The organism is Polaribacter sp. P097 (assembly GCF_036864555.1).
Classification (GTDB): Bacteria; Bacteroidota; Bacteroidia; order Flavobacteriales; family Flavobacteriaceae; genus Polaribacter.
In genome coordinates this window covers 533,049-554,130 of record NZ_JAZETJ010000001.1, presented here as the reverse complement: position 1 = coordinate 554,130, position 21,082 = coordinate 533,049, and the positions used below count along the sequence as shown (strand labels likewise).

Sequence of the window (21,082 nt, the reverse complement as noted above, 5' to 3'; positions counted from 1 at the left end):
GTATTTATAGTTTATTTATTGAATAATTAAGTTTGAGGTAAAAAGCTCTACCTGGTTTTTGAATGGATAAATTGTCGTAAACAGGTTTGTCGAAAATATTTTTAATGTCTAAACTCATTACGAGTTTTTGATTCGGAAAAGCGTAGCTGAAACCTAAGTCTTGTGCAAGTTGCTGAGGTATTTTAAAAAAATCGTCACCTACAGTATTTGAGCCTTGAGGAACCAAATACGAAAATTTATCTGTAAAGTATACGTTGTAAAAAAGGTTTAGTCTTGCTTTTTTGCGAATGACATCTTTAAATGAATAGCGTAAGCTACCATTCATAGTAAAAAAAGGAGTATTGGGCACATCTATTTCTACACCATTGTTAATCAGTTTTAAATCGAAACGAGATATATTAAAATTTAAACCAAAGTTGTTTTTATAATTGTAGTTTAATTGTGCATCAAAACCTTTAGATGTTCCACTACCTTGATTTACATAAACAATTAATTCATCATTAATATTGGTTGAGTTTTCTATGGGTAGGCCAATTCTATCTTTTAAATTTCTAGTAAATAAATTGGTAGATAGGGTGAAATTGTGATTATTAAAATGGTAGGTTCCTAACCTGAAACCTAAGTTAAAATTATTACTTTGTTCTGGATTAATACTTGGGTTTGCAACCACATTATCTCCATCATTACCAAAAACCTCAGCTTCATTTGGCAAACGAATGGCTTTCTCTGCAGAGGCCAGTAAAGTTATTCTTGGGTGAACTGTATAAGAAATTGCAAAACCATAACCATTAAGAGTTTTGTTGCTGCTTATAATTTCATCTATAATTTTATCATTGCCATTTTCATCTTCTGCAATTGCAGGATCTATGTTTACTGTTTTCTGTTGATAATGTTTACCAAATAAATTGGCTTTAAGTCTATTTTTGAATGCATTGATTTCATAGGTAATGGTATAAATATTTTTTCTTAACTCTCTTGACCCTATAAATGTGTTTTCTAATACAGATCTTAAGGCATCACTATCTTGTCTATCAATTCCACTATACAAATGGTTAGCCAAAACTTTATGGTTTTTATTAAATGTGTAAGAAATTCCTGTTCGAAAAGAAGCTACATCTCTATTTATTTTAGCCAAAGTTGGTCCTCCTTCTTGCTGAGATCCCCAAGAATATTCAAATTCATTTCCTCTAAAATCAATAGCTCTATTGCCATTCCAGCTATAGGCAGCAGCAACAGTGTCGTTAAGCATTCTATTTCGCTTACCATATAAACCATGAATGTTTACCTCTAAACCTCTAGTAAGAAAATTTTTCTTTTGATAGGTTATGTTGGCGAGTATTGCATCAGACTCAAAAAATCTACCTTTATATGGTGTTATTGTCATAAATGCACCATGTTGTACTTCTTTATAATCTTCAGAACCAGTAACACCAATAAAAAATTGATCTGCCCATTTTACATCAGTATAACCAGCTTGAATCATACCTCCTGTAGAACTGTAAGCATCATGAAATCGTTTTGAGATAATTGGAGTTTGTGCACCACCTATACCTGTAACTACCACACTTCTTCCTGATACCTTATAATTGTTATCTGAGTAATTATGAAAAAGGGAGGTTTTAAAGGTTATGCCAGTTTTTTTAAATCGATACAAGCCATTTGCACTTGTTTGTAGCGTATTAAATGATCCATAAGAAATGGAACCATTTAGATTGCTTTTCGCATTTTTATGAAGTACAATATTAATGGCACCTCCTAAAGCATCGTCTGCAAGATGACCAGGAACCACGCCTTTATACACTTCAATATTTTTAATCATTGAAGGTGGAATACTATTTAAATTAAAGGAAGAACCATAAACTGAAATAGGAATTCCGTCTATAAAAATGCGAACTGCATTTCCAGCCAAACCATTTAAGCTATAACTAACTTCAGAACCTAAACCACCATTTTGTCTGATTTTTACACCTACAGTGGTATTTAGCAATTCGTTAGTTTGTATGTTTCTAAGACTGGCTTCTTTGGTTTCTATTACATTAACGGAAAAACCTTTTGTTTCGGTTTTTGTTTTTTTAGTTTTAGTAGTAACTAAAACTTCATCTAACTGATTTTCAAAATAACCTAGAACTACATCAATTTCTTTTCGCTTTGTATTTAATTGTATACTTATATTTTTTGGTTGCGAGTTTAAAGATCTAATTTGTATTTCATAAGTGCCAAATGGTATGTTTTTGAAAGAGAAACTACCATTAAAATCGGTTGATGTTTCTCTTATGTAATTTTTAGAGGTTAATATCAAATATGCATCAATAACGGGGTCATTATTGTTAAATTTCACCTTTCCATAAATGCCCCCTTTTTGTGCCAAAAGTGAACAAGAAATCAGTAGAAAAATACTTGTATTTAAAAATTTCATGGAATATATTTCTGGCAAATATACCTTTATTTTTAATTAATCTAAATAAAATTAACTGAATTATGAATATTTAGTTAGTTACCTTTTTTTATTTAGAAAGGCGAAAAGATGGTCTTAAATAATTATAGAATTATAGGTTTTTCTAATGAAAAGTTATAAATATTTATATTGAAGTGAATCTTATGCAATTGTTAAAAGCCTTTAAATTACTAGTGAAAAAGCAAGTTGAAAATTTTACTTTTTACTTCTTAAACTTTCAATAATCACTGTAGCCAAAATTAAAGAACCTCCCCAAAAGGTATGTACAGTAGGAATTTCTTCTAAGAATAAGTACGCTAAACCAATGCCGAAAATAGGTTGAAGGCTACTAATAATACTTGCAGTTGCTGCAGAGAAAAATTTTAAAGAATGCAACATTAAGCTATGACCAATAGCTGTTGTGATTAAAGCGAGTAATAAAATATAGGGTAGTTGACTTTCTAAGCCAGACAAATCCATAAAAAATAAAACAGGAAATAAAAGAATGGTAATAATTACTGTTTGATAAAACATAAGCATAGTACCATTATAGTTGGCAACATGTTTTTTCATTATCAAAATTCGTATGGCATAACAAAATGCCGAAAATACCCCAAACAAAACACCTTTTAGTTGTGAACTTTCTAAATCAAATTCTGGTGTTAAAATGAATAAACCTAAGAGCACCATAAAGCCCAATAAAATATAAATGGGGTTAAATTTAATCTTGAAAAACAAAGGTTCTAATAAGGCGATTATTATTGGGAATGTATACAAAGTTAAAATTCCAATAGCTACATTAGAAAGCTTTAGCGCATAAAAATACGTTACCCAATGTGCAGCCATTAAAACACCCCCAATTATAAAAGTTTTATAATCTTTAGTAGATTTTATGGTTAAATTTATTTGTTTGTATCTGCAAAAAACAAATAAAAAAACCATTGCCAATATTGAGCGAAACCAAATAATCACTTCTGAAGGCATAGCAATGTGCTTACCTAAAACACCAGAAGTACTTATAAAAAATGAAGCTAATAATAAACCAGAAAGTTGTTTGATATAAGATTTATCCATTAAATTTTCTGAAGCGTTTCTAAGGCAACTTTTACAGAGGTTATTTTTATAAATGTAATCATTAAACGTAAACCATTTTTAGTTTGTTTTTCTTTCATAACTACACTTTTAGGATTGTGCTGCACGTATTTTAAAGTTCTAGTAAATGCTTCTGTCTGATAAAAATCACTTTGCTGATCTGATACAAAGTAACCCACCAATCTTTTTTGCTTTAAAATCACTTTCTCTAAACCTAATTCTTTTGCCAACCATTTAATTCGCACAGAATTTAACAAATCTTCAACTTGAGTTGGTATTTCTCCAAATCTATCTATAATTTCAGATTCAAATACTTGTAATTCTTCTTCTTTTTCTAGTGTACCTAATTTGTTATATAGCGCTAATCTTTCTGTAATTGAATTAATGTAATCGTCAGGAAATAAAATCTCAAAATCAGTATCAATTTGTACCTCTTTTACATATTCTTTAGGCTTAGAATTGTCTGTTGGATACAGCTCTGCAAATTCATTTTCTTTTAATTCTTCAATGGCTTCTTTTAGTATTTTTTGATACGTATCAAATCCAATGTCGTTTATAAAACCACTTTGTTCACCACCTAATAAATCTCCTGCTCCACGAATTTCTAAATCTTTCATGGCAATATTTATTCCACTTCCTAAATCAGAAAATAAAACTAAAGCTTCAATTCGTTTTCTGGCATCATCTGTCATCATATGATAAGGAGGAGTAATAAAATAGCAAAATGCTTTTTTATTACTTCTACCCACTCTACCTCGCATTTGATGTAAATCACTCAAACCAAAATTATTGGCATTATTAATAAAAATGGTGTTTGCATTTGGCACATCTAAACCACTTTCGATAATCGTTGTTGAAACAAGTACATCAAAATCTCCATTCATAAAACCGAACATCAATTCTTCTAGTTTTTTACCCTCCATTTGTCCATGACCAATACCAATTTTTGCTGATGGCACTAGTCTTTGTAATAAACCAGCTACTTCTTTAATATTGTCTATTCTATTGTGAATAAAGAAGACTTGGCCACCTCTAGAAATTTCATAAGAAATAGCATCTCTAATAGTTTCCTCAGAAAATCGAATTACATTACTCTCTATTGGATGTCTGTTTGGAGGTGGTGTTTTTATAACTGATAAATCTCTTGCAGCCATTAAACTAAACTGTAAGGTTCTAGGAATTGGTGTTGCAGTTAAGGTTAAAGTATCTACGTTTTCTTTAAGTGTTTTTAATTTATCTTTTACAGCAACTCCAAATTTTTGTTCTTCATCAATTATTAAAAGCCCTAAGTCTTTAAATTTTATTCGTTGATTCGTTAATTGATGTGTACCAATTATAATATCTACAGAACCATCATTTACACCATTAATTGCAGCTGTTTTTTGTTTTGCTGTTCTAAACCTGTTTAAATAATCAATCTTGATAGGAAAATCTTTTAAACGTTCAGAAAAAGTTTGATAGTGCTGAAAGGCCAATATTGTAGTTGGTACTAAAACTGCAACTTGTTTACCATTATCAACAGCTTTAAAAGCGGCTCTAACTGCAACTTCGGTTTTACCAAAACCAACATCTCCACAAACCAATCTATCCATAGGTTGGTCTTTTTCCATATCGCGTTTTACATCTTGTGTAGCCGAATATTGATCTGGTGTATCTTCGTACATAAAACTACCTTCCAACTCGTGCTGAATGTGCGTGTCTGGACCAAAAGCAAACCCTTTTTGTAGTTTACGTTTTGCATACAATTGAATTAAATTAAAGGCAATATGTTTAACTCTAGCTTTGGTTTTTTGTTTGATTTTTTTCCAAGCTCCAGAGCCTAATTTATATATTTTTGGAGGTTTACCGTCTTTACCATTAAATTTAGAAATTTTGTGTAAAGAGTGAATGCTCACATATAAAATATCACGCTCTCCGTAAATTAATTTTATAGCTTCTTGCTTTTTACCTTGTACGTCTATTTTCTGTAAACCACCAAATTTTCCAATTCCATGATCCATATGCGTAACATAATCTCCAATCTCAAGTTTGTTAAGCTCTTGAAGTGTTATGGCTTGCTTTTTTGCATATCCGTTTTTTAAACGGAATTTATGATAACGTTCAAAAATTTGATGATCTGTATAACAAACCAATTTTTGATCTACATCTATAAAACCTTGGTATAAAGGAAAAACAATAGTTTCATAATGTACTTCTTGATCTGCGTCATCAAAAATGTCATGAAAACGTTGTGCTTGTTGCTCATTTGCACAAAAGATGTAGTTGGTAAAACCTCCTTTTTGATACTCGTTTAAATTATCTATTAATAAATTAAATTGCTTGTTAAAGGATGGTTGAGGATTTGTATTGAACGATATCTCTTGCCCTTCAACTTTAGAGGTGTTTCCAAAATGGACAGTTGTAAAATTATTTAGTTCGTTTTTAATAAAACTACCATCGCAAAATAATTCTGAAGGTTTAAGGTGATTTATTTCTTTAGATAAATCATTAAAAGCATCTTCTGCCTTTTTAAAGAATTTATCTAATTTTTGAGACATTAAGTCTACATTTTTAGAAAACACAACAGTATTAGCAGCAATATATTTTAAAAAACTTTGCCTGTTCTCTTGCAATGTTTTGTTTTCTACATTTGGCATAATTGAAACTTTTTTCAGTTTCTCTTTAGACAATTGCGTTTCTACATCAAAGGTTCTAATACTATCAATATCATCGCCAAAAAACTCAATTCTATAAGGTTCATCATTAGAGAAAGAAAACACGTCTATAATTCCACCTCTTACAGAAAAATCACCTGGTTCTGTTACAAAATCTACGCGTTTAAATTTGTATTCAAACAATACTTCGTTTACAAAATCGAGCGATAACTCTTCACCTACAGTTATTTTTAAGGTGTTTTTTTCTAATTCTTTTTTAGTAACTACTTTTTCGAAAAGTGCAGTTGGGTAAGTAACAATTATTGCTGGTTTTTTTCTAGAATTAATTCTATTTAAAACTTCAGAACGTAAAAGTACATTGGCATTATCTGTATCTTCTATTTGATAAGGTCTTCTGTAAGAACCAGGATAAAAAAGTACATTCTTATCTCCTAAAAGTTGTTCTAAATCGTTCAAATAATAAGCAGCTTCTTCTTTATCATTAAATACTAAAAGATAAGGTTTATCTACTTTTTTAAAACTTTCGGAAATAACAAAAGACAATGAAGAGCCAGCCAAATTCGATATTTGAAATTGGTTTTTCTCTTGTTGAAGGGCTGTAATTACCTGCGAAACTTTCGCAGATTGTTGGTATTGATTAACAATGTTCTGCTTGCTCAACTGTAAATTTTTTTACAAATGTACTGTGATAATTTATAATAAACCAAAAACCAAATTCTTTTCTAGGCGAAAGCAATATATTTGTGATGAAGCAGTTAAAAACCTATAATCAATCAATATGTTATCAAAAATTTCTACTTGTTTTTTGTTTTTCTTAATTATGCTCTTTATTAATCCTATTAATGCACAGAATAAAAAAAGTGAATGGACGATTGGGCTAAGTTTAGCCTCTGCAAAGTATACAGATAATCAAGGTAAAGTTTTGGGTGGTTCTTTTGTAAATCAATCACCAAGAATTAATATTTCTAAATACTTGTTTAAGAATTTTACAGCTGATGTTGGTTTTTCTACAGCCATCTTTGATACACAGAAATACACCACTTTTGATGGTGTTTTGCGTTATGATTTTGGAACATCTATAGATAATGCAGTGCCTTATATTTTAATTGGAGGTAGTTTTATTAGTGCCGTTAAAACTACACCAACTTTAAATTTGGGTGCTGGAAATACATTCTGGATTAAGGAAAATTACGGAATTAATGTTCAAGTAATTTACAAGTATTCTGAAGATCGATTTGAGAGTCAGTATTCACATTTTTACCCAACAATTGGCTTGGTATATAGTTTTAAACCTAGGAATTTGAATCCTAGATTATGGCATATGAATAACTAAATTAGTGCTTCAGATATTTGTTTAAAATTGAAGTTAATTTTTTAGCATTTAGGTAACCATCCATAAGTAAATCAATTTCGTAATTCGTATTTAAAATAATGGTTGTTGGATAACTAGTTCTTTTTTCTGAAATGGTAAGTTGTTTTGCCAATTCATGCATGCCAGAATTTCCTGAAGGTTGGTATGAGAAGGTTTTACCTAAAAATGTAATGTTTTCTTTTTCTTCGCCATTAAATAGAATAAGATGGTAGTCTTCGTTTAATTTCTGAATTACCTCCGGATTTTGAAATGTGTTTTTTTTCATTCCAAAACAAATTTTACACCAATCTGTATATAAAAAAATCACAACTGGTTTTGGTGCTTTTTTTTGCAATTGTTCAATTTCTTGAAAGTTGTAAGAATTTAAATCAACCTTAGTTTTTTGAGCATAGTTAATTATGCTAACCATAAAAGCGCCTATAAATAACCAATGCTTCATAATTTTTAAAATAATGTAAATCTAACTCCTAAAAAAGCTCGTATACCTTGATTTGATGCGTACACATAACTAGGGTCAAAAGTTAAAGCATCAGGGTCATTGGGGTCTACTTGTTCATCAAAAGGATCAAAAGGTCTAGATATACTGTTGGCTGCAGGTGTAAAATTTAATAGATTTTTTACTCCTCCATAAATTTCCCAAGAGTTGGTAAATTTTTTAGTTAATTGAATATTCTGAATACTAAACCAAGGTGAAAATTCTGCTCTATCATCTTTAGGGCCTAATAAAGGCAAACGCATTGGTCCATATAAGTTTCCAGTATAATCAATTGTAAAATCTTTAGCAAACCTGTAAGAAACAGACCAAACTCCACTAAAACTTTCGGTTAATAATTGTCTTCTCTTTATGTTGTTTTCTGTTACTGAAACATCCATTAAAGTAGCTCCTGCATTAATGGCTAAACCATTGGTAAATAAAATATCTGCATTTAGAGAAACTCCTTTAGACACAGAAAAACCTTCTAAATTTGCGTAAATAATTTTATTAGGATCTGTTTCATAATCAGGCAATATTCTGTTGTTAAAATAGGTGTAAAATGCACTAGCATCTAAAGTGATGAAAGAATTTTCAGTATTGATTTTTTTAACAAAATTGATGTTGGCATTCCAAGAAGTTTCTGGGTCTAAATTACCATCAAATTCAACTTCTCGTGCACCTGTTAATGCTGCATGATCTTCTGTAAAAACATTAGCAACTCTAAAGCCATTACCAGCACTAATTCTAAAAATATTCGATTTATCTCTAGAACTCCACTTGTAATTTATTCTTGGAGATACAATATTTCCATGAACACTATTGTAATCCCATCTAACACCTAAGAGTAATTTTTTTCTATCAGAAATACTAATTTCATCTTGTATAAAGATTCCAGGTAAATGAATTTTTGATGGCTGATTAAACGTGCCAGTTTCATCTAAAGTTGCAAACGTATTATCATCATAATAAGTATATCTATAAGCCAAACCTACTAGTAAATCTTGGGTATCGTTTATTTTGGTGTCATAAACCAGTTGGGCAAAACCAATAAGTTGAGTAGCATCATAAGCATCTGTGCCATAAAATGAATCTTGATAATGCCCATTTGCACTAAATTGAAAGTTTATATTTTCTGTTGTTGGTAATTGGTATGTTCCAAAAGTTTCCCATCTATTGGTATAAATGCTTTCACCATAAACGATGTTACTACCTCTAAATTTTCGCTCCCAATCCAATTCTCCTCCCCATCTATCTTCATAAACATATCTACCAGCAATGGTAAAAACTTTGTTGCTTTTGCGCTTAAAATTAATTTTATTAAAGATTGATATTCTATTTTGTAAAGTAAGGTCTGTAAAATTATCATTGTTGTTATCTACCCTATTTTGAAAATTAAAATAATTTACACCTAACAGACCTTCTGCTTTTTCAGAGATTTGATAGCGCAAACCAATATCTGTATTTACTTCTCCCCAAGAACTGGCAAAAACATCTGTAGATAATTTTGGTGCATTTGTTGGCTTTTTGGTGATGATGTTAATAATACCACCAACAGCTTCAGAACCATATAAAGTAGAGGCTGGCCCTTTTACAACTTCAACTCTTTCAATTAAAGCCTGTGGAATTCCAGTTAAACCATATACTGTAGATAAGCCACTAACAATTGGCATACCATCTATTAAAACAAAAGTGTAAGGGCCTTCTAAACCATTAATGTGAATGTCTCCTGTATTACAAACATTACAATTTAGTTGAGGTCTAATTCCGTTTACATTTTGCAAAGATTCAAATACAGAAGGTGTAGGATTTTTCTTAAAAAACGTTTTGCTATATACTTCTACAGGAACAGGACTTGCAGTTTTAGATACAGGCCTCAAAGTGCCAGAAACTACTATTTCATCTAAAGTATTATCGTCTTCTAGAACAACATTTCTTGTAAGATTATTACCATTTAAAACCAAAGGAAATGTTTTTGTCTTAAAACCAATGCTACTTACCACTAAAGTATAACTACCATTTAAACTATAATTTAATTGATAGCTACCATCTTCTGCAGAGGTGGTTCCAAGTTTGGTGTTTTTGATATAAATATTAGCAAAAGGAATAGCATCACCATTTTTAGAAGTGATTTTACCCTTTATATTTTGACCAATTCCAAAAGTAGAAATAAGTATAAACACTAAAATTATATAATTTTTCAAACTTAAAATTTATGCAAATATAAAATAAAGTTTAGACTTGTCTAAAAAATTATTTATATAATTAAAAAGTTTATATTTGCCTCATATAAAAGTTATATGTTTTCACAAGCAGAAGAAAATTATTTAAAAGCCATTTATCATTTAGAATCAGATTCTAAAGTAGGTATAAGTACCAATGCAATTGCTAAAAGTTTGGCAACAAAAGCATCATCTGTTTCTGATATGATTAAAAAATTATCAGATAAAGAGGTTGTGCTTTATAAGAAATACAAAGGCGTTACTTTAACGAAATTAGGCAAAAAAACAGCCGCAAATATTGTTCGAAAACATCGGCTTTGGGAGGTTTTTTTGGTTGAAAAACTAAATTTTTCATGGGATGAAGTACATGATGTGGCAGAACAGTTAGAGCATATTAAATCGCAAAAGTTAATTAATCAATTAGATGCATTATTGGGTTTTCCAACTCACGATCCTCATGGAGATCCTATTCCAGATGAAGATGGTGTAATTAACTCAATAGATAAAAGTTTACTTTCTACTTTAAATGTAAATGAAACAGGCGTTTGTGTTGGTGTTAATGACTCTTCTTCAGACTTTTTACAGTTTTTAGATAAAAAAGGAATAACATTAGGCAAGAAAATTAAGGTTACAGAAAAAGAAGATTTTGATGATTCTTTATCCATTTTAATAGGAGATAAAAAGTTGTCAATCTCAAATAAAATTGCAAACAATTTATACATTAAAAAATCATGAATACATTTGAACAATTAGTAGCTTTTGGCAAAGAACACCCAATACAAGCTGCTTTATATGCTTCACTTTTTACCTGGGGTTTAACAGCCTTAGGGGCTGCTTTGGTTTTCTTTTTTAAGAAAATGAATAGAGCAGTTTTGGATGGAATGTTAGGTTTTACTGGTGGTGTTATGGTTGCAGCAAGTTTTTGGAGTTTGTTGGCACCAGCTATAGAAAATAGTCCTGGAGAAGGTTTTATGAAAGTTTTTCCTTCAGCTATTGGTTTTGCATTAGGGGCTTTAGCTTTATTTGGTATGGATAAAATTTTACCTCATTTACACATCAATTTTAAAGAAAATGAAGCTGAAGGTGTAAAAACAGAATGGCATAAAACTACTTTATTGGTTTTGGCAATTACATTGCATAATATTCCAGAAGGTTTAGCTGTTGGTGTTTTATTTGGGGCTGCTTCAACCTTAGTGGGTGTTGAGCAGACAGAAATGATAATTGCAGCAATTTCATTAGCAATTGGTATTGGTATACAAAACTTTCCTGAAGGATTTGCAGTAGCAATGCCATTGAGAAGGCAAGGTGTAAGTAGGTTTAAAAGTTTTTGGTACGGACAACTCTCTGCAATTGTAGAACCTTTTGCAGCAGTTTTAGGGGCTTTAGCTGTTTCTTTCTTTACCCCAATTTTACCTTATGCTTTAGCATTTGCAGCTGGTGCAATGATTTTTGTTGTAGTGGAAGAGGTAATACCAGAAACACAAAGAGATAAGTATACAGATATTGCAACACTAGGTTTTATAGCTGGCTTTATTGTTATGATGTCTTTAGATGTAGGTTTAGGTTAAAATGATGTTTCTAGATAAAATTTAAAAGCAGAATTTCTTGAAAAGAAATTCTGCTTTTCTTTTTAAGGATGTTTTGCTTTTGATTGCAAATAGATTAATTTGCATAAAAAATTAGTTGTGCAAAAACCTGCAATTTTCGAAGTTTATAATGCCTCTGCTGGAAGTGGAAAAACTTTTACGCTTGTAAAAGAATACCTAAAAGTTTTACTGAGTGCAGATGATATTTTTACTTTTCAAAAAATATTAGCCATTACTTTTACCAATAAAGCTGCAGGTGAAATGAAAGAGCGTGTACTTTCCAATTTAGAAAGTTTCGCTGAAGGAGAAGAGAATGATTTATTTACAATAATAAGTAATGAAATTGCTGTAGATAAAGAAACTATTCAAGTAAGAAGCAAGAAAATTATCGAGGTTATTCTGCAGAATTACTCTGCATTTTCTATAACAACTATTGATAGCTTTACTCATAAAATCATAAAGAGTTTTGCTTATGATTTAGGTCTGTCTTTAAATTTTGAGGTGGAAATGGATGCAGTTTCTTTACTTAATGAAGCTGTAGATGTATTAATTTCTAAAATTGGTACAGATAAAAAATTAACAAAATTACTTATTGATTATTCGTTAGATAAAATAGATGATGATAAATCTTGGGATATTTCTCGAGACTTAAATGAGTTTGCCAAAGTACTTTTGAATGAAGATGATATTCATCACTTTAGAGAATTGTCTAAAAGAAAATTAGAAGATTTTACAGATTTAAAATCTAAATTATATGCACATCAACAAGAGCTTAAAACATCATTTTCAAAAATAGGTGAATCTTGCTTAGAATTAATTTATGAAAAAGGATTAGAGCAAAAAGATTTTATGCGAGGAACCATACCAAAATTCTTTGCAGATATTAAAGAAAAATCGGTTAATTTTAGTTTTCTAACTAGGTCAGAAACCATTGCAAAAGCTATAGATAATCATCAATATTATTCAAAATCTACCACAGATGCTATTGCTCAAGATATAGAAAGCATTGTTCCACAAATTATAACTTTTTATAAGCAAGCAATAGAAATTTACAGTCAGTTTTTGTTAAATAAACTAGCCTTAAAAAACCTAATTCCTTTAGCGGTTTTAAATAATATCAATCAAGAATTAGAGAGCATAAAAGATGAAAGTAATATTCGATTAAATTCAGAATTTAACCAATTAATTTCAGACAATATCAAGGAGCAGCCTGCCCCTTTTATTTATGAAAGAATTGGGCAACGTTTTCAACATTATTTTATAGATGAAATGCAAGACACTTCTGTTTTGCAATGGCAAAATCTAATTCCGTTAATCGATAATGCATTAGCGCAAGAAAATAGTAATTTACTTTTGGTTGGCGATGGTAAACAGGCTATTTATAGATGGAGAGGAGGTAAGGCTGAACAGTTTATTAGTTTAGGAGCTTCAGAAGAAAATCCGTTTTCAATTTCTAAAGAAGTAAAACATTTAGAAACCAATTATAGAAGTTTTTCTGAGGTTATTAATTTTAACAATTCGTTCTTTCAGCATACAGCAAATTTTTTACAAAATGAATCTTACAAAAGTCTTTTTCTTGAAGGAAATACCCAGTTAGAAAATAAGAAAAAGGGTGGTTATGTTTCTTTAGATTTTTTAGAGAAGGAAGAAGTAAAAGAGGATGAGGACATAAAATATCCGAAGAAAGTTTTAGCACATATTCTAGCACTCAAAAATGAGTTTTCATTGGGTGAAATTTGTGTTTTAACGAGAACAAAAAAAGACGGAATTGCAGTTGCGAATTATTTATCTGAAAACGAAGTGCCTATTGTATCTTCAGAAACGTTGCTGCTAAATACGAGTACAAAAGTCAATTTTATTGTTGATGTTTTAAAGGTAATTCAAAATCCTGGTGATCAAGAAACTCGTTTTGAAATGTTGTATTTCTTACATCAACATTTAAATATTTCTGCTGATAAAACATCATTTTTAAAAAAATATGTGGCTTTAGAAAATCATGAGATTTTTAAAGAATTAGAGCAATACAATGTTGCATTTGATATTGGTAGGTTTAATCAATTTCCATTTTATGAAAAAATAGAAGAAATAGTTAGAGGGTTTCAATTACTAGATACTTCAGATGCTTATGTTCAGTTCTTTTTAGACATTGTTTTAGAGCAACAAAGAAAATCTACAGATATCAATGCGTTTTTAGATTTCTGGGAAAACAAGAAAGACAAACTTAGTATTGTAGCTCCAGAAAGTGCAAATGCTGTGCAAGTAATGACCATTCATAAATCGAAAGGTTTAGAGTTTCCTGTAGTTATTTTTCCTTGTGATGTTGAGATTTACAGAGAAATTAAACCAAAGGCTTGGTTGAATGATTTGCCAGAAAGTTTTGGCGAGTTTAAAGAGTTATTGCTGCCTTTTAATAAAGAACTAGGGCAAGTAAATGCTAGAGGTTTACAAATCTATGAGCAAAGAAGAGAGGAGTTAGAGTTAGATAATTTTAACCTTTTATATGTTGCGTTAACCAGAGCTATAGAACAATTGTATGTAATTACAGAAAAAAGAATATCTGCAAAGGGTGTTGAGAACACTAAATATTATTCGGGTGTTTTTATCAATTATTTAATACAACAAAATCTTTGGAAAGACGATTCTTTACATTATTCTTTTGGCGATAAAAATAGAGTAAGTCATTTGGTAGAATCTGAAAGTGTTGCAGAAACGCATCAAAAATTTATTTCTACTTCTTGGCAAGAGCATAATGTAGTTTTGTTAGCAAGTGCCTCTAAGCTATGGAATACAGCTCAGGGTGAAGCCATAGATTATGGAAACTTATTTCATGAAATATTGTCTAAAATCTTCACAAAAAGTGATGTTGCTCCAATTTTGAATAAGTATCATCAACAGGGTTTTATAGATGATGAACAAAAAAAATACATGTTTCAAAAAATTATTGAGATTGTAGCGCATCCAGAATTGAGATCTTTTTATGCAAAAGATGTCATTATATATAATGAAAGAGAAATTGTAGATGTAGACAATCAAATTGTAATTCCTGATAGATTAGTTTTTAAAGATGATAAAGTGACTATTATCGATTATAAAACAGGAGCTGCTTCTAACAATCACAAGCAACAATTGCTGAAATACGCGCAAGTTTTACAGTCTATGAATTTTTCTGTGCATCATAAATTACTCGTTTATATTAATGACAATATAGAAGTAGTAAAGGTGTAATCTATTAAAATAACTTTGTAAATTTGTATTTCTAAATTCATAAAAAATGTACGGTAAAATTAAGGATACTTTAAAAAAAGAAATTCAGGAGATAAAAGACGAAGGATTATATAAATCTGAGCGAATTATAACATCTTCACAAGATGCTGTAATTAAATTATCTACAGGAGATGAGGTGTTAAATTTTTGTGCAAACAATTACTTAGGGTTGTCAAATCATCCAGAAGTTATTCAGGCAGCCAAAGATGTAATGGATACTCATGGATTTGGAATGAGCTCAGTACGTTTTATCTGTGGTACACAAGATATTCATAAACAATTAGAAGATAAAATTGCTGAATTTTATAAAACTGAAGACACCATTTTATATGCAGCTTGTTTCGATGCAAATGGTGGTGTATTTGAACCATTACTAACTAAAGACGATGCTATCATATCAGATAGTTTAAATCACGCTTCTATAATTGATGGTGTGCGTTTGTGTAAAGCTGCACGTTACAGATATCAGAATAATGACATGGCTGCTTTAGAAGAGCAGTTGATTGAAGCAAACAAACACAATCATCGTTTTAAAATAATTGTTACAGATGGTGTTTTCTCTATGGATGGTATTGTTGCCAAACTAGATGAAATTTGTGACTTGGCAGATAAATACGATGCAATGGTTATGGTGGATGAATGTCATGCAACAGGTTTTATTGGTAAAACTGGTAGAGGTACAGTAGAACTTAAAAACGTTATGGATAGAGTAGATATTGTTACTGGAACTTTAGGAAAAGCGTTAGGGGGAGCAATGGGTGGTTACACTACAGGTAAAAAAGAAATTATAGATATTTTACGTCAGCGTTCAAGACCTTATTTATTTTCAAACTCTTTAGCACCTTCTATAGTAGGTGGTGCCTTAAAGGTTTTTGATTTAATTGCAGAAGACACTACTTTAAGAGATCAATTAGAGTGGAATACCAATTACTTTAGAACAGAAATGGAAAAAGCTGGCTTTGATTTAGTAGGGGCAGATGCAGCAATAGTGCCAGTAATGTTATACGATGCAAAGTTATCGCAAACAATGGCGAATAAACTTTTAGAAGAAGGTATATATGTGATAGGTTTCTTTTTTCCAGTGGTTCCTAAAGGCAAAGCAAGAATAAGAGTGCAGCTTTCTGCGGCTCATAATAAAGAACATTTAGACAAAGCAATAGCAGCATTTACCAAGGTTGGTAAAGAGTTGGGTGTTATTTAAAATCAATAAAAACACATATTTTTTTTAATATTTTATTGAATTATCTTTGTAAATAAGTTTGAACAACTTACTTTTGTGTATTATAATAATGAACTTTTAATTTAAAAATTTGATAATGAAACGATTAAAAATAGCTGTGATAGCTTTATTTGCGTTAGTAGCGGTTAGCAACGTTAACGCACAAGATGAAAACAATCCTTGGGTTGTAGGGTTTGGTGTTAATATTATAGATTTCTATAATACAGATGATTTCTCTGAGCAAATTAAAGATGCTTTAGGGAATGGGGACTGGAACTTTTTACCTTCTATCTCAAGAATTTCTGGAGAAAAGTATTTAGACAAAGGTTTTACTTTACAGTTAGCTGGGTCATTAAATCAAATTGATTTTTTACAATCTGAAGATGATGTAGATTTCTTATACTACTCTATTGATGCTATCGTAAAATATGACTTAAACATGTTATTTGGAGAAACTGGATGGTTTGATCCTTATGTGTATTTAGGTGGAGGATACGTTTCTGTTGATGGTAATGGAGAAGGTATGATCAACGCTGGTTTTGGTTTCAACACTTGGTTTAACGATAACTTAGGTTTAAACTTCCAAACTGGAACTAAAAAAGGATTTGCTGATGAAGTTCGTGCACACTACCAAAGTACTTTAGGTGTTGTTGTTAAATTTGGAGGTAAAGATACTGATGGAGATGGAGTATATGACAAAAATGACGCTTGTCCAGAAGTTGCTGGTTTAGCTGAATTTAATGGTTGTCCTGATGCTGATGGTGATGGAATCAAAGATTCTGATGATGCTTGTCCTAACACACCAGGTTTAGCTTCTATGAACGGTTGTCCTGATGCTGATGGTGATGGTGTAGCTGATAAAGATGATATGTGTCCTGATGTTAAAGGAACTAAAGCTAACAAAGGTTGTCCTGATACTGATGGTGATGGTGTAGTTGATAAAGATGATAAATGTCCTACTGTTGCTGGTCCAGCTGCAAACGCAGGTTGTCCTTGGCCAGATACTGATGGTGATGGTGTTTTAGATAAAGATGACAAATGTATTAACGAAGTAGGTCCTGCATCTAACAATGGATGTCCTGAAGAAGTTATTACTAAAGAAGCTACAGAAGTAATTAACTTTACAGCTAAGTCTATCTTATTTAACTCTGGTAGAGCTACATTTAAAGCAGGAGTAACTAAGCAATTAGATGCTATTGTAGATGTAATGGCTAAATATCCAAAAGCAACTTTCTCAATTGGAGGTCATACAGATAGTAGTGGATCATCTTCTTTAAACTTAAGATTATCTGAAAAAAGAGCTATCGCTGTAAGAGACTACTTAGTGAAAAACGGAGTAGAGACTACAAGATTAGAAGCTATTGGTTATGGTGAAGGTTTCCCAATCGACACTAACAAAACTAGAGCTGGTAGAGCTAACAACAGAAGAGTTGAAATTAAAGTTACTAACGAGTAATTTCTACTTAACAATATTTAAAAGCCTCATCATTTTGATGAGGCTTTTTTAGTGAAAAAAGTTTTTTTAATTGTAATCAAAAAATTACCTTTGCACCTTGAAAAAGGGTCAAGAATCCTATTTAAAAAATAATAACTTAATTAGATATAAAAATGTCTACAACTACAGGTAAAGTTTCTCAAATTATTGGGCCAGTTATTGATGTTGAATTCAATACTGAAAATAACGAACTTCCTAAAATTTACGATTCATTAGAAATTACAAAAGCTGATGGTTCTATTTTAGTATTAGAAGTTCAACAACATATAGGTGAAGATACAGTTAGAACTATTTCTATGGATGCTACAGATGGTTTGCAGAGAGGTGCAGAAGTTGTAGCTACTGGAAACCCAATCCAAATGCCTATTGGAAATGATATTTATGGTCGTTTATTTAATGTTACTGGAGATGCTATTGATGGTCTTGGTAATTTAAGTAAAGTAGGCAAAGATGGTTTATCTATACATAGATCAGCACCTAAGTTCGAAGACTTATCTGTATCTACAGAAGTTTTATTTACGGGTATTAAAGTAATCGATTTAATTGAGCCTTATGCAAAAGGTGGTAAAATTGGTTTATTTGGTGGTGCAGGTGTAGGTAAAACTGTATTAATTCAAGAATTAATTAACAACATTGCAAAAGGACATGGTGGTTTATCTGTGTTTGCAGGTGTTGGTGAAAGAACTCGTGAAGGAAATGACTTACTTCGTGAAATGTTAGAGTCTGGTATTATTAAATACGGAGATGACTTTATGCATTCTATGGAAGAAGGTGGTTGGGACCTTTCTAAAGTAGACAAAGCAGGAATGAGAGATTCTAAAGCTACTTTCGTATTTGGTCAAATGAACGAGCCACCAGGAGCACGTGCAAGAGTTGCATTATCTGGTTTAACTATCGCTGAATATTTTAGAGATGGTGCAGGTGAAGCACAAGGTAAAGATGTACTTTTCTTTGTAGACAATATATTTAGATTTACACAAGCAGGTTCTGAGGTGTCAGCACTTTTAGGACGTATGCCATCAGCAGTAGGTTACCAGCCAACATTAGCAACAGAAATGGGTGCAATGCAAGAGCGTATTACATCTACTAAAAAAGGTTCTATTACTTCTGTACAAGCAGTATATGTACCTGCAGATGATTTAACAGATCCAGCACCAGCAACAACGTTTGCTCACTTAGATGCTACAACTGTATTATCTCGTAAAATTGCTGAGTTAGGTATTTATCCAGCAGTAGATCCTTTAGATTCTACTTCCAGAATTTTAACGGCTGACATTTTAGGTGATGAGCACTATAATTGTGCACAAAGAGTAAAAGAAATTTTACAACGTTATAAAGAATTACAAGATATTATTGCCATTTTAGGTATGGAGGAATTATCTGAAGAAGATAAATTAGTAGTTCACAGAGCAAGACGTGTACAACGTTTCTTATCTCAACCTTTCCATGTAGCAGAACAATTTACTGGTATACCAGGAGTTTTAGTAGATATTAAAGACACTATTAAAGGATTTAATATGATTATGGATGGTGAGTTAGACAAGTACCCAGAAGCGGCATTTAACTTAAGAGGATCAATTCAAGATGCAATTGATGCTGGAGAAAAAATGTTAGCAGAGGCGTAAGCTAAAGCCATTGCCGAATTTATTTTTGGTAGTAATTAAATTATATATTTATATTAAATAAATCCTGAAACAAGATCAGGATAGTAAAATAAATTTTACTATGTATTTAGAAATTGTAAGTCCAGAGGCTATTTTGTTTTCATCAGAGGTAGATGCTATTGCAGTGCCAGGTGAACATGGTGAGTTTCAAATGTTAAATAATCACGCACCAATTGTTGCTAACTTAAAAGAAGGTATGGTTAAAATACACGTACATTCTCAGCAACATTTAGAGTTGAATGATTTAAATGGTTTGTTAGTACCACATGTAGATGATGATAAAATATTAACATTACAAATTAATTCTGGTACTTTAGAATTTAACGATAATAAAGCAATTGTATTGGCAGACTAAAACCAATTGTTTTCAAATAAAAAAAAATCTCAAAATTTAATTTTGAGATTTTTTTTTGTGCAATTTTCCCTTTCGAGACTTTTTGTTTTTCAAGTGTAAAGATGTTGCTTTTTGTAAAAGTACAGCTAGGGTTTAAACCTAAAGCACTTAGGGAAAAACCCCTTTTTTAGATTCGAGTAGAACGTATCTTAAATTTAATTGTATTTTAGATTTTCAACTAACCTTAAAAACTTCATACTAATGAAAATCAAAGCTTTTAATTATTTACTAATTTGTGGTATTGCACTAAGTATTATTTCTTGTAAAACTGATATTAAATCAGTTGACTCTCAATCTAAAGAAGATAATTGTTATCCAAATAATGATAGACCAAGCCAAGCAATTACTTACCCAGAAATGGCAAGTATGTTTAAAGAGTATGATAATGGACAGAAAATAGTTTTAGATGAATATATTGCTAAAAAAACTAAAGGGAGAGATTCTATTGCTACAATTTCGCAATTTTTTAGTATAGATGAATTAAAACAATATATCGCTTATATAGAAAAATTATCAGAAGAAAAAGAAATTGCATTAACGGGAGTAAAGATTTTTACTGCAGCTTATCCTTCAGATTATAAAATAGAGGAATATCAAAATAGAGTTTCTTTTATTTTAATGCCTACAGCTAATATAGGTGATCAAAAAAATGTAGCCTATGAACCTTTAAAATCGGGTAAAGGTAAGCCAGTCTCTATGCAAAGTATTTTAAATAAATATGCAGATGAAACTACAAGAAATATTAATAGAGCTTCTGTGTTTTCAATAAATTTAAGGCAAGATGAACCAAGTTCTGGTTTAAATAGAGGTACTGTTTTTCCTCCACATGATGATTAATAAATATGGGAGAAGATTTTTTTTATAATCTATTAAACAATACATATGAATATTTTGAATTTGGGTCTTTAATAGTAGCTACACTATTTTATAAAAAATATAAGAACTATTCTTGGTTCAAGTTTTTTATAATTTATCTATTAAACATTATTCTGTTTAAAGCCATTGATTATTTTTTAGGATATGGAACAAATGGCGTAGATTCCAATTTTAATTTGTATAATATTTACACCTTTTTTGAATTTAACTTTTTTTCTTTAATATATTTCTGTTTAATTAAAAATAGGCAAAGATTAAGGCTAGTTATAGGGCTAATATTAATTTTTAATAGCATTTATTTCTTAAGTTTTTATTTTACTGCTTTAAGTTCTTATACA

The 21,082-nt window shown here is 30.7% G+C and carries 14 protein-coding genes; 9 read left to right on the top strand and 5 right to left on the bottom strand.

Features of this window, described 5'->3' with window-relative positions; translation table 11 throughout:
• Positions 1 to 4: 4 nt before the first annotated feature.
• The 3 genes from V7R38_RS02665 to mfd all read right to left on the bottom strand — a co-directional run bounded on the left by V7R38_RS02665 (position 5) and on the right by mfd (position 6,840).
• Positions 5 to 2,416 carry a TonB-dependent receptor gene (locus V7R38_RS02665; protein ID WP_334055931.1) on the bottom strand — a complete coding sequence of 804 codons (2,412 nt, stop codon included), beginning with the start codon at positions 2,414 to 2,416 and terminating at the stop codon, positions 5 to 7.
• 234 nt (positions 2,417 to 2,650) lie between these two features.
• Positions 2,651 to 3,508: a DMT family transporter gene (locus V7R38_RS02660; protein WP_015481886.1), complete on the bottom strand. Its 858-nt coding sequence runs from the start codon at positions 3,506 to 3,508 to the stop codon at positions 2,651 to 2,653.
• Positions 3,508 to 6,840, bottom strand: a complete 3,333-nt coding sequence (gene mfd, locus V7R38_RS02655; RefSeq protein ID WP_334055930.1) for a transcription-repair coupling factor — start codon at positions 6,838 to 6,840, stop codon at positions 3,508 to 3,510. The genes V7R38_RS02660 and mfd overlap by 1 nt, the downstream gene beginning before the upstream one ends.
• 118 nt (positions 6,841 to 6,958) lie before the next feature.
• Between mfd and V7R38_RS02650 the strand changes: the two genes are divergently transcribed.
• Positions 6,959 to 7,513 (top strand): hypothetical protein, encoded by a 555-nt coding sequence (locus tag V7R38_RS02650; RefSeq protein ID WP_334055929.1) that lies wholly within the window; start codon positions 6,959 to 6,961, stop codon positions 7,511 to 7,513.
• Position 7,514: 1 nt separating this feature from the next.
• On the opposite strand, the gene V7R38_RS02645 is transcribed toward V7R38_RS02650, so the two are convergent.
• Together V7R38_RS02645 and V7R38_RS02640 are read right to left on the bottom strand one after the other, a co-directional pair.
• Positions 7,515 to 7,991 carry a thioredoxin family protein gene (locus tag V7R38_RS02645; protein ID WP_334055928.1) on the bottom strand — a complete coding sequence of 159 codons (477 nt, stop codon included), beginning with the start codon at positions 7,989 to 7,991 and terminating at the stop codon, positions 7,515 to 7,517.
• A 5-nt stretch (positions 7,992 to 7,996) separates the two neighbouring features.
• On the bottom strand, positions 7,997 to 10,228 hold the full coding sequence (locus tag V7R38_RS02640) for a TonB-dependent receptor (protein WP_334055927.1): 2,232 nt from the start codon (positions 10,226 to 10,228) through the stop codon (positions 7,997 to 7,999).
• 96 nt (positions 10,229 to 10,324) lie between these two features.
• Here V7R38_RS02640 and V7R38_RS02635 point away from each other — a divergent pair, with 96 nt between their 5' ends.
• The 8 genes from V7R38_RS02635 (at position 10,325) to V7R38_RS02600 (ending at position 20,705) form a co-directional block, all read left to right on the top strand.
• Positions 10,325 to 10,981 carry a metal-dependent transcriptional regulator gene (locus V7R38_RS02635; RefSeq protein ID WP_015481891.1) on the top strand — a complete coding sequence of 219 codons (657 nt, stop codon included), beginning with the start codon at positions 10,325 to 10,327 and terminating at the stop codon, positions 10,979 to 10,981.
• Positions 10,978 to 11,814: a ZIP family metal transporter gene (locus V7R38_RS02630; protein WP_015481892.1), complete on the top strand. Its 837-nt coding sequence runs from the start codon at positions 10,978 to 10,980 to the stop codon at positions 11,812 to 11,814. The genes V7R38_RS02635 and V7R38_RS02630 overlap by 4 nt, the downstream gene beginning before the upstream one ends.
• 117 nt (positions 11,815 to 11,931) lie before the next feature.
• Positions 11,932 to 15,057, top strand: coding sequence for a UvrD-helicase domain-containing protein (locus tag V7R38_RS02625; RefSeq protein WP_334055926.1), 3,126 nt, complete (start codon positions 11,932 to 11,934; stop codon positions 15,055 to 15,057).
• Between the two features lie 46 nt (positions 15,058 to 15,103).
• A complete protein-coding gene (gene kbl / locus V7R38_RS02620) occupies positions 15,104 to 16,297 on the top strand; it encodes a glycine C-acetyltransferase (RefSeq protein WP_334055925.1) in 1,194 nt (397 codons plus the stop codon).
• 115 nt (positions 16,298 to 16,412) lie between these two features.
• A complete protein-coding gene (locus tag V7R38_RS02615; RefSeq protein WP_334055924.1) occupies positions 16,413 to 17,771 on the top strand; it encodes an OmpA family protein in 1,359 nt (452 codons plus the stop codon).
• Positions 17,772 to 17,923: 152 nt separating this feature from the next.
• The gene (gene atpD, locus V7R38_RS02610) at positions 17,924 to 19,435 is read left to right on the top strand and encodes a F0F1 ATP synthase subunit beta (protein WP_015481896.1); all 1,512 of its coding nucleotides are present in this window, start codon (positions 17,924 to 17,926) and stop codon (positions 19,433 to 19,435) included.
• Positions 19,436 to 19,535: 100 nt separating this feature from the next.
• Entirely contained in the window at positions 19,536 to 19,829 is a 294-nt protein-coding gene (locus V7R38_RS02605; protein ID WP_334055923.1) for a FoF1 ATP synthase subunit delta/epsilon, read from the top strand.
• A gap of 240 nt (positions 19,830 to 20,069) precedes the next feature.
• The gene (locus V7R38_RS02600) at positions 20,070 to 20,705 is read left to right on the top strand and encodes a hypothetical protein (protein ID WP_334055922.1); all 636 of its coding nucleotides are present in this window, start codon (positions 20,070 to 20,072) and stop codon (positions 20,703 to 20,705) included.
• The last annotated feature ends 377 nt before the right edge of the window (positions 20,706 to 21,082 follow it).

Coding starts and splice junctions, on each gene's coding strand:
- atpD (WP_015481896.1), top strand. CDS start 17,924: ATGTCTACAACTACAGGTAAAGTTTCTCAAATTATTGGGCCAGTTATT.
- V7R38_RS02660 (WP_015481886.1), bottom strand. CDS start 3,508: ATGGATAAATCTTATATCAAACAACTTTCTGGTTTATTATTAGCTTCA.
- V7R38_RS02630 (WP_015481892.1), top strand. CDS start 10,978: ATGAATACATTTGAACAATTAGTAGCTTTTGGCAAAGAACACCCAATA.
- V7R38_RS02665 (WP_334055931.1), bottom strand. CDS start 2,416: ATGAAATTTTTAAATACAAGTATTTTTCTACTGATTTCTTGTTCACTT.
- kbl (WP_334055925.1), top strand. CDS start 15,104: ATGTACGGTAAAATTAAGGATACTTTAAAAAAAGAAATTCAGGAGATA.
- V7R38_RS02600 (WP_334055922.1), top strand. CDS start 20,070: ATGAAAATCAAAGCTTTTAATTATTTACTAATTTGTGGTATTGCACTA.
- V7R38_RS02650 (WP_334055929.1), top strand. CDS start 6,959: ATGTTATCAAAAATTTCTACTTGTTTTTTGTTTTTCTTAATTATGCTC.
- V7R38_RS02645 (WP_334055928.1), bottom strand. CDS start 7,991: ATGAAGCATTGGTTATTTATAGGCGCTTTTATGGTTAGCATAATTAAC.
- V7R38_RS02615 (WP_334055924.1), top strand. CDS start 16,413: ATGAAACGATTAAAAATAGCTGTGATAGCTTTATTTGCGTTAGTAGCG.
- V7R38_RS02605 (WP_334055923.1), top strand. CDS start 19,536: ATGTATTTAGAAATTGTAAGTCCAGAGGCTATTTTGTTTTCATCAGAG.
- V7R38_RS02635 (WP_015481891.1), top strand. CDS start 10,325: ATGTTTTCACAAGCAGAAGAAAATTATTTAAAAGCCATTTATCATTTA.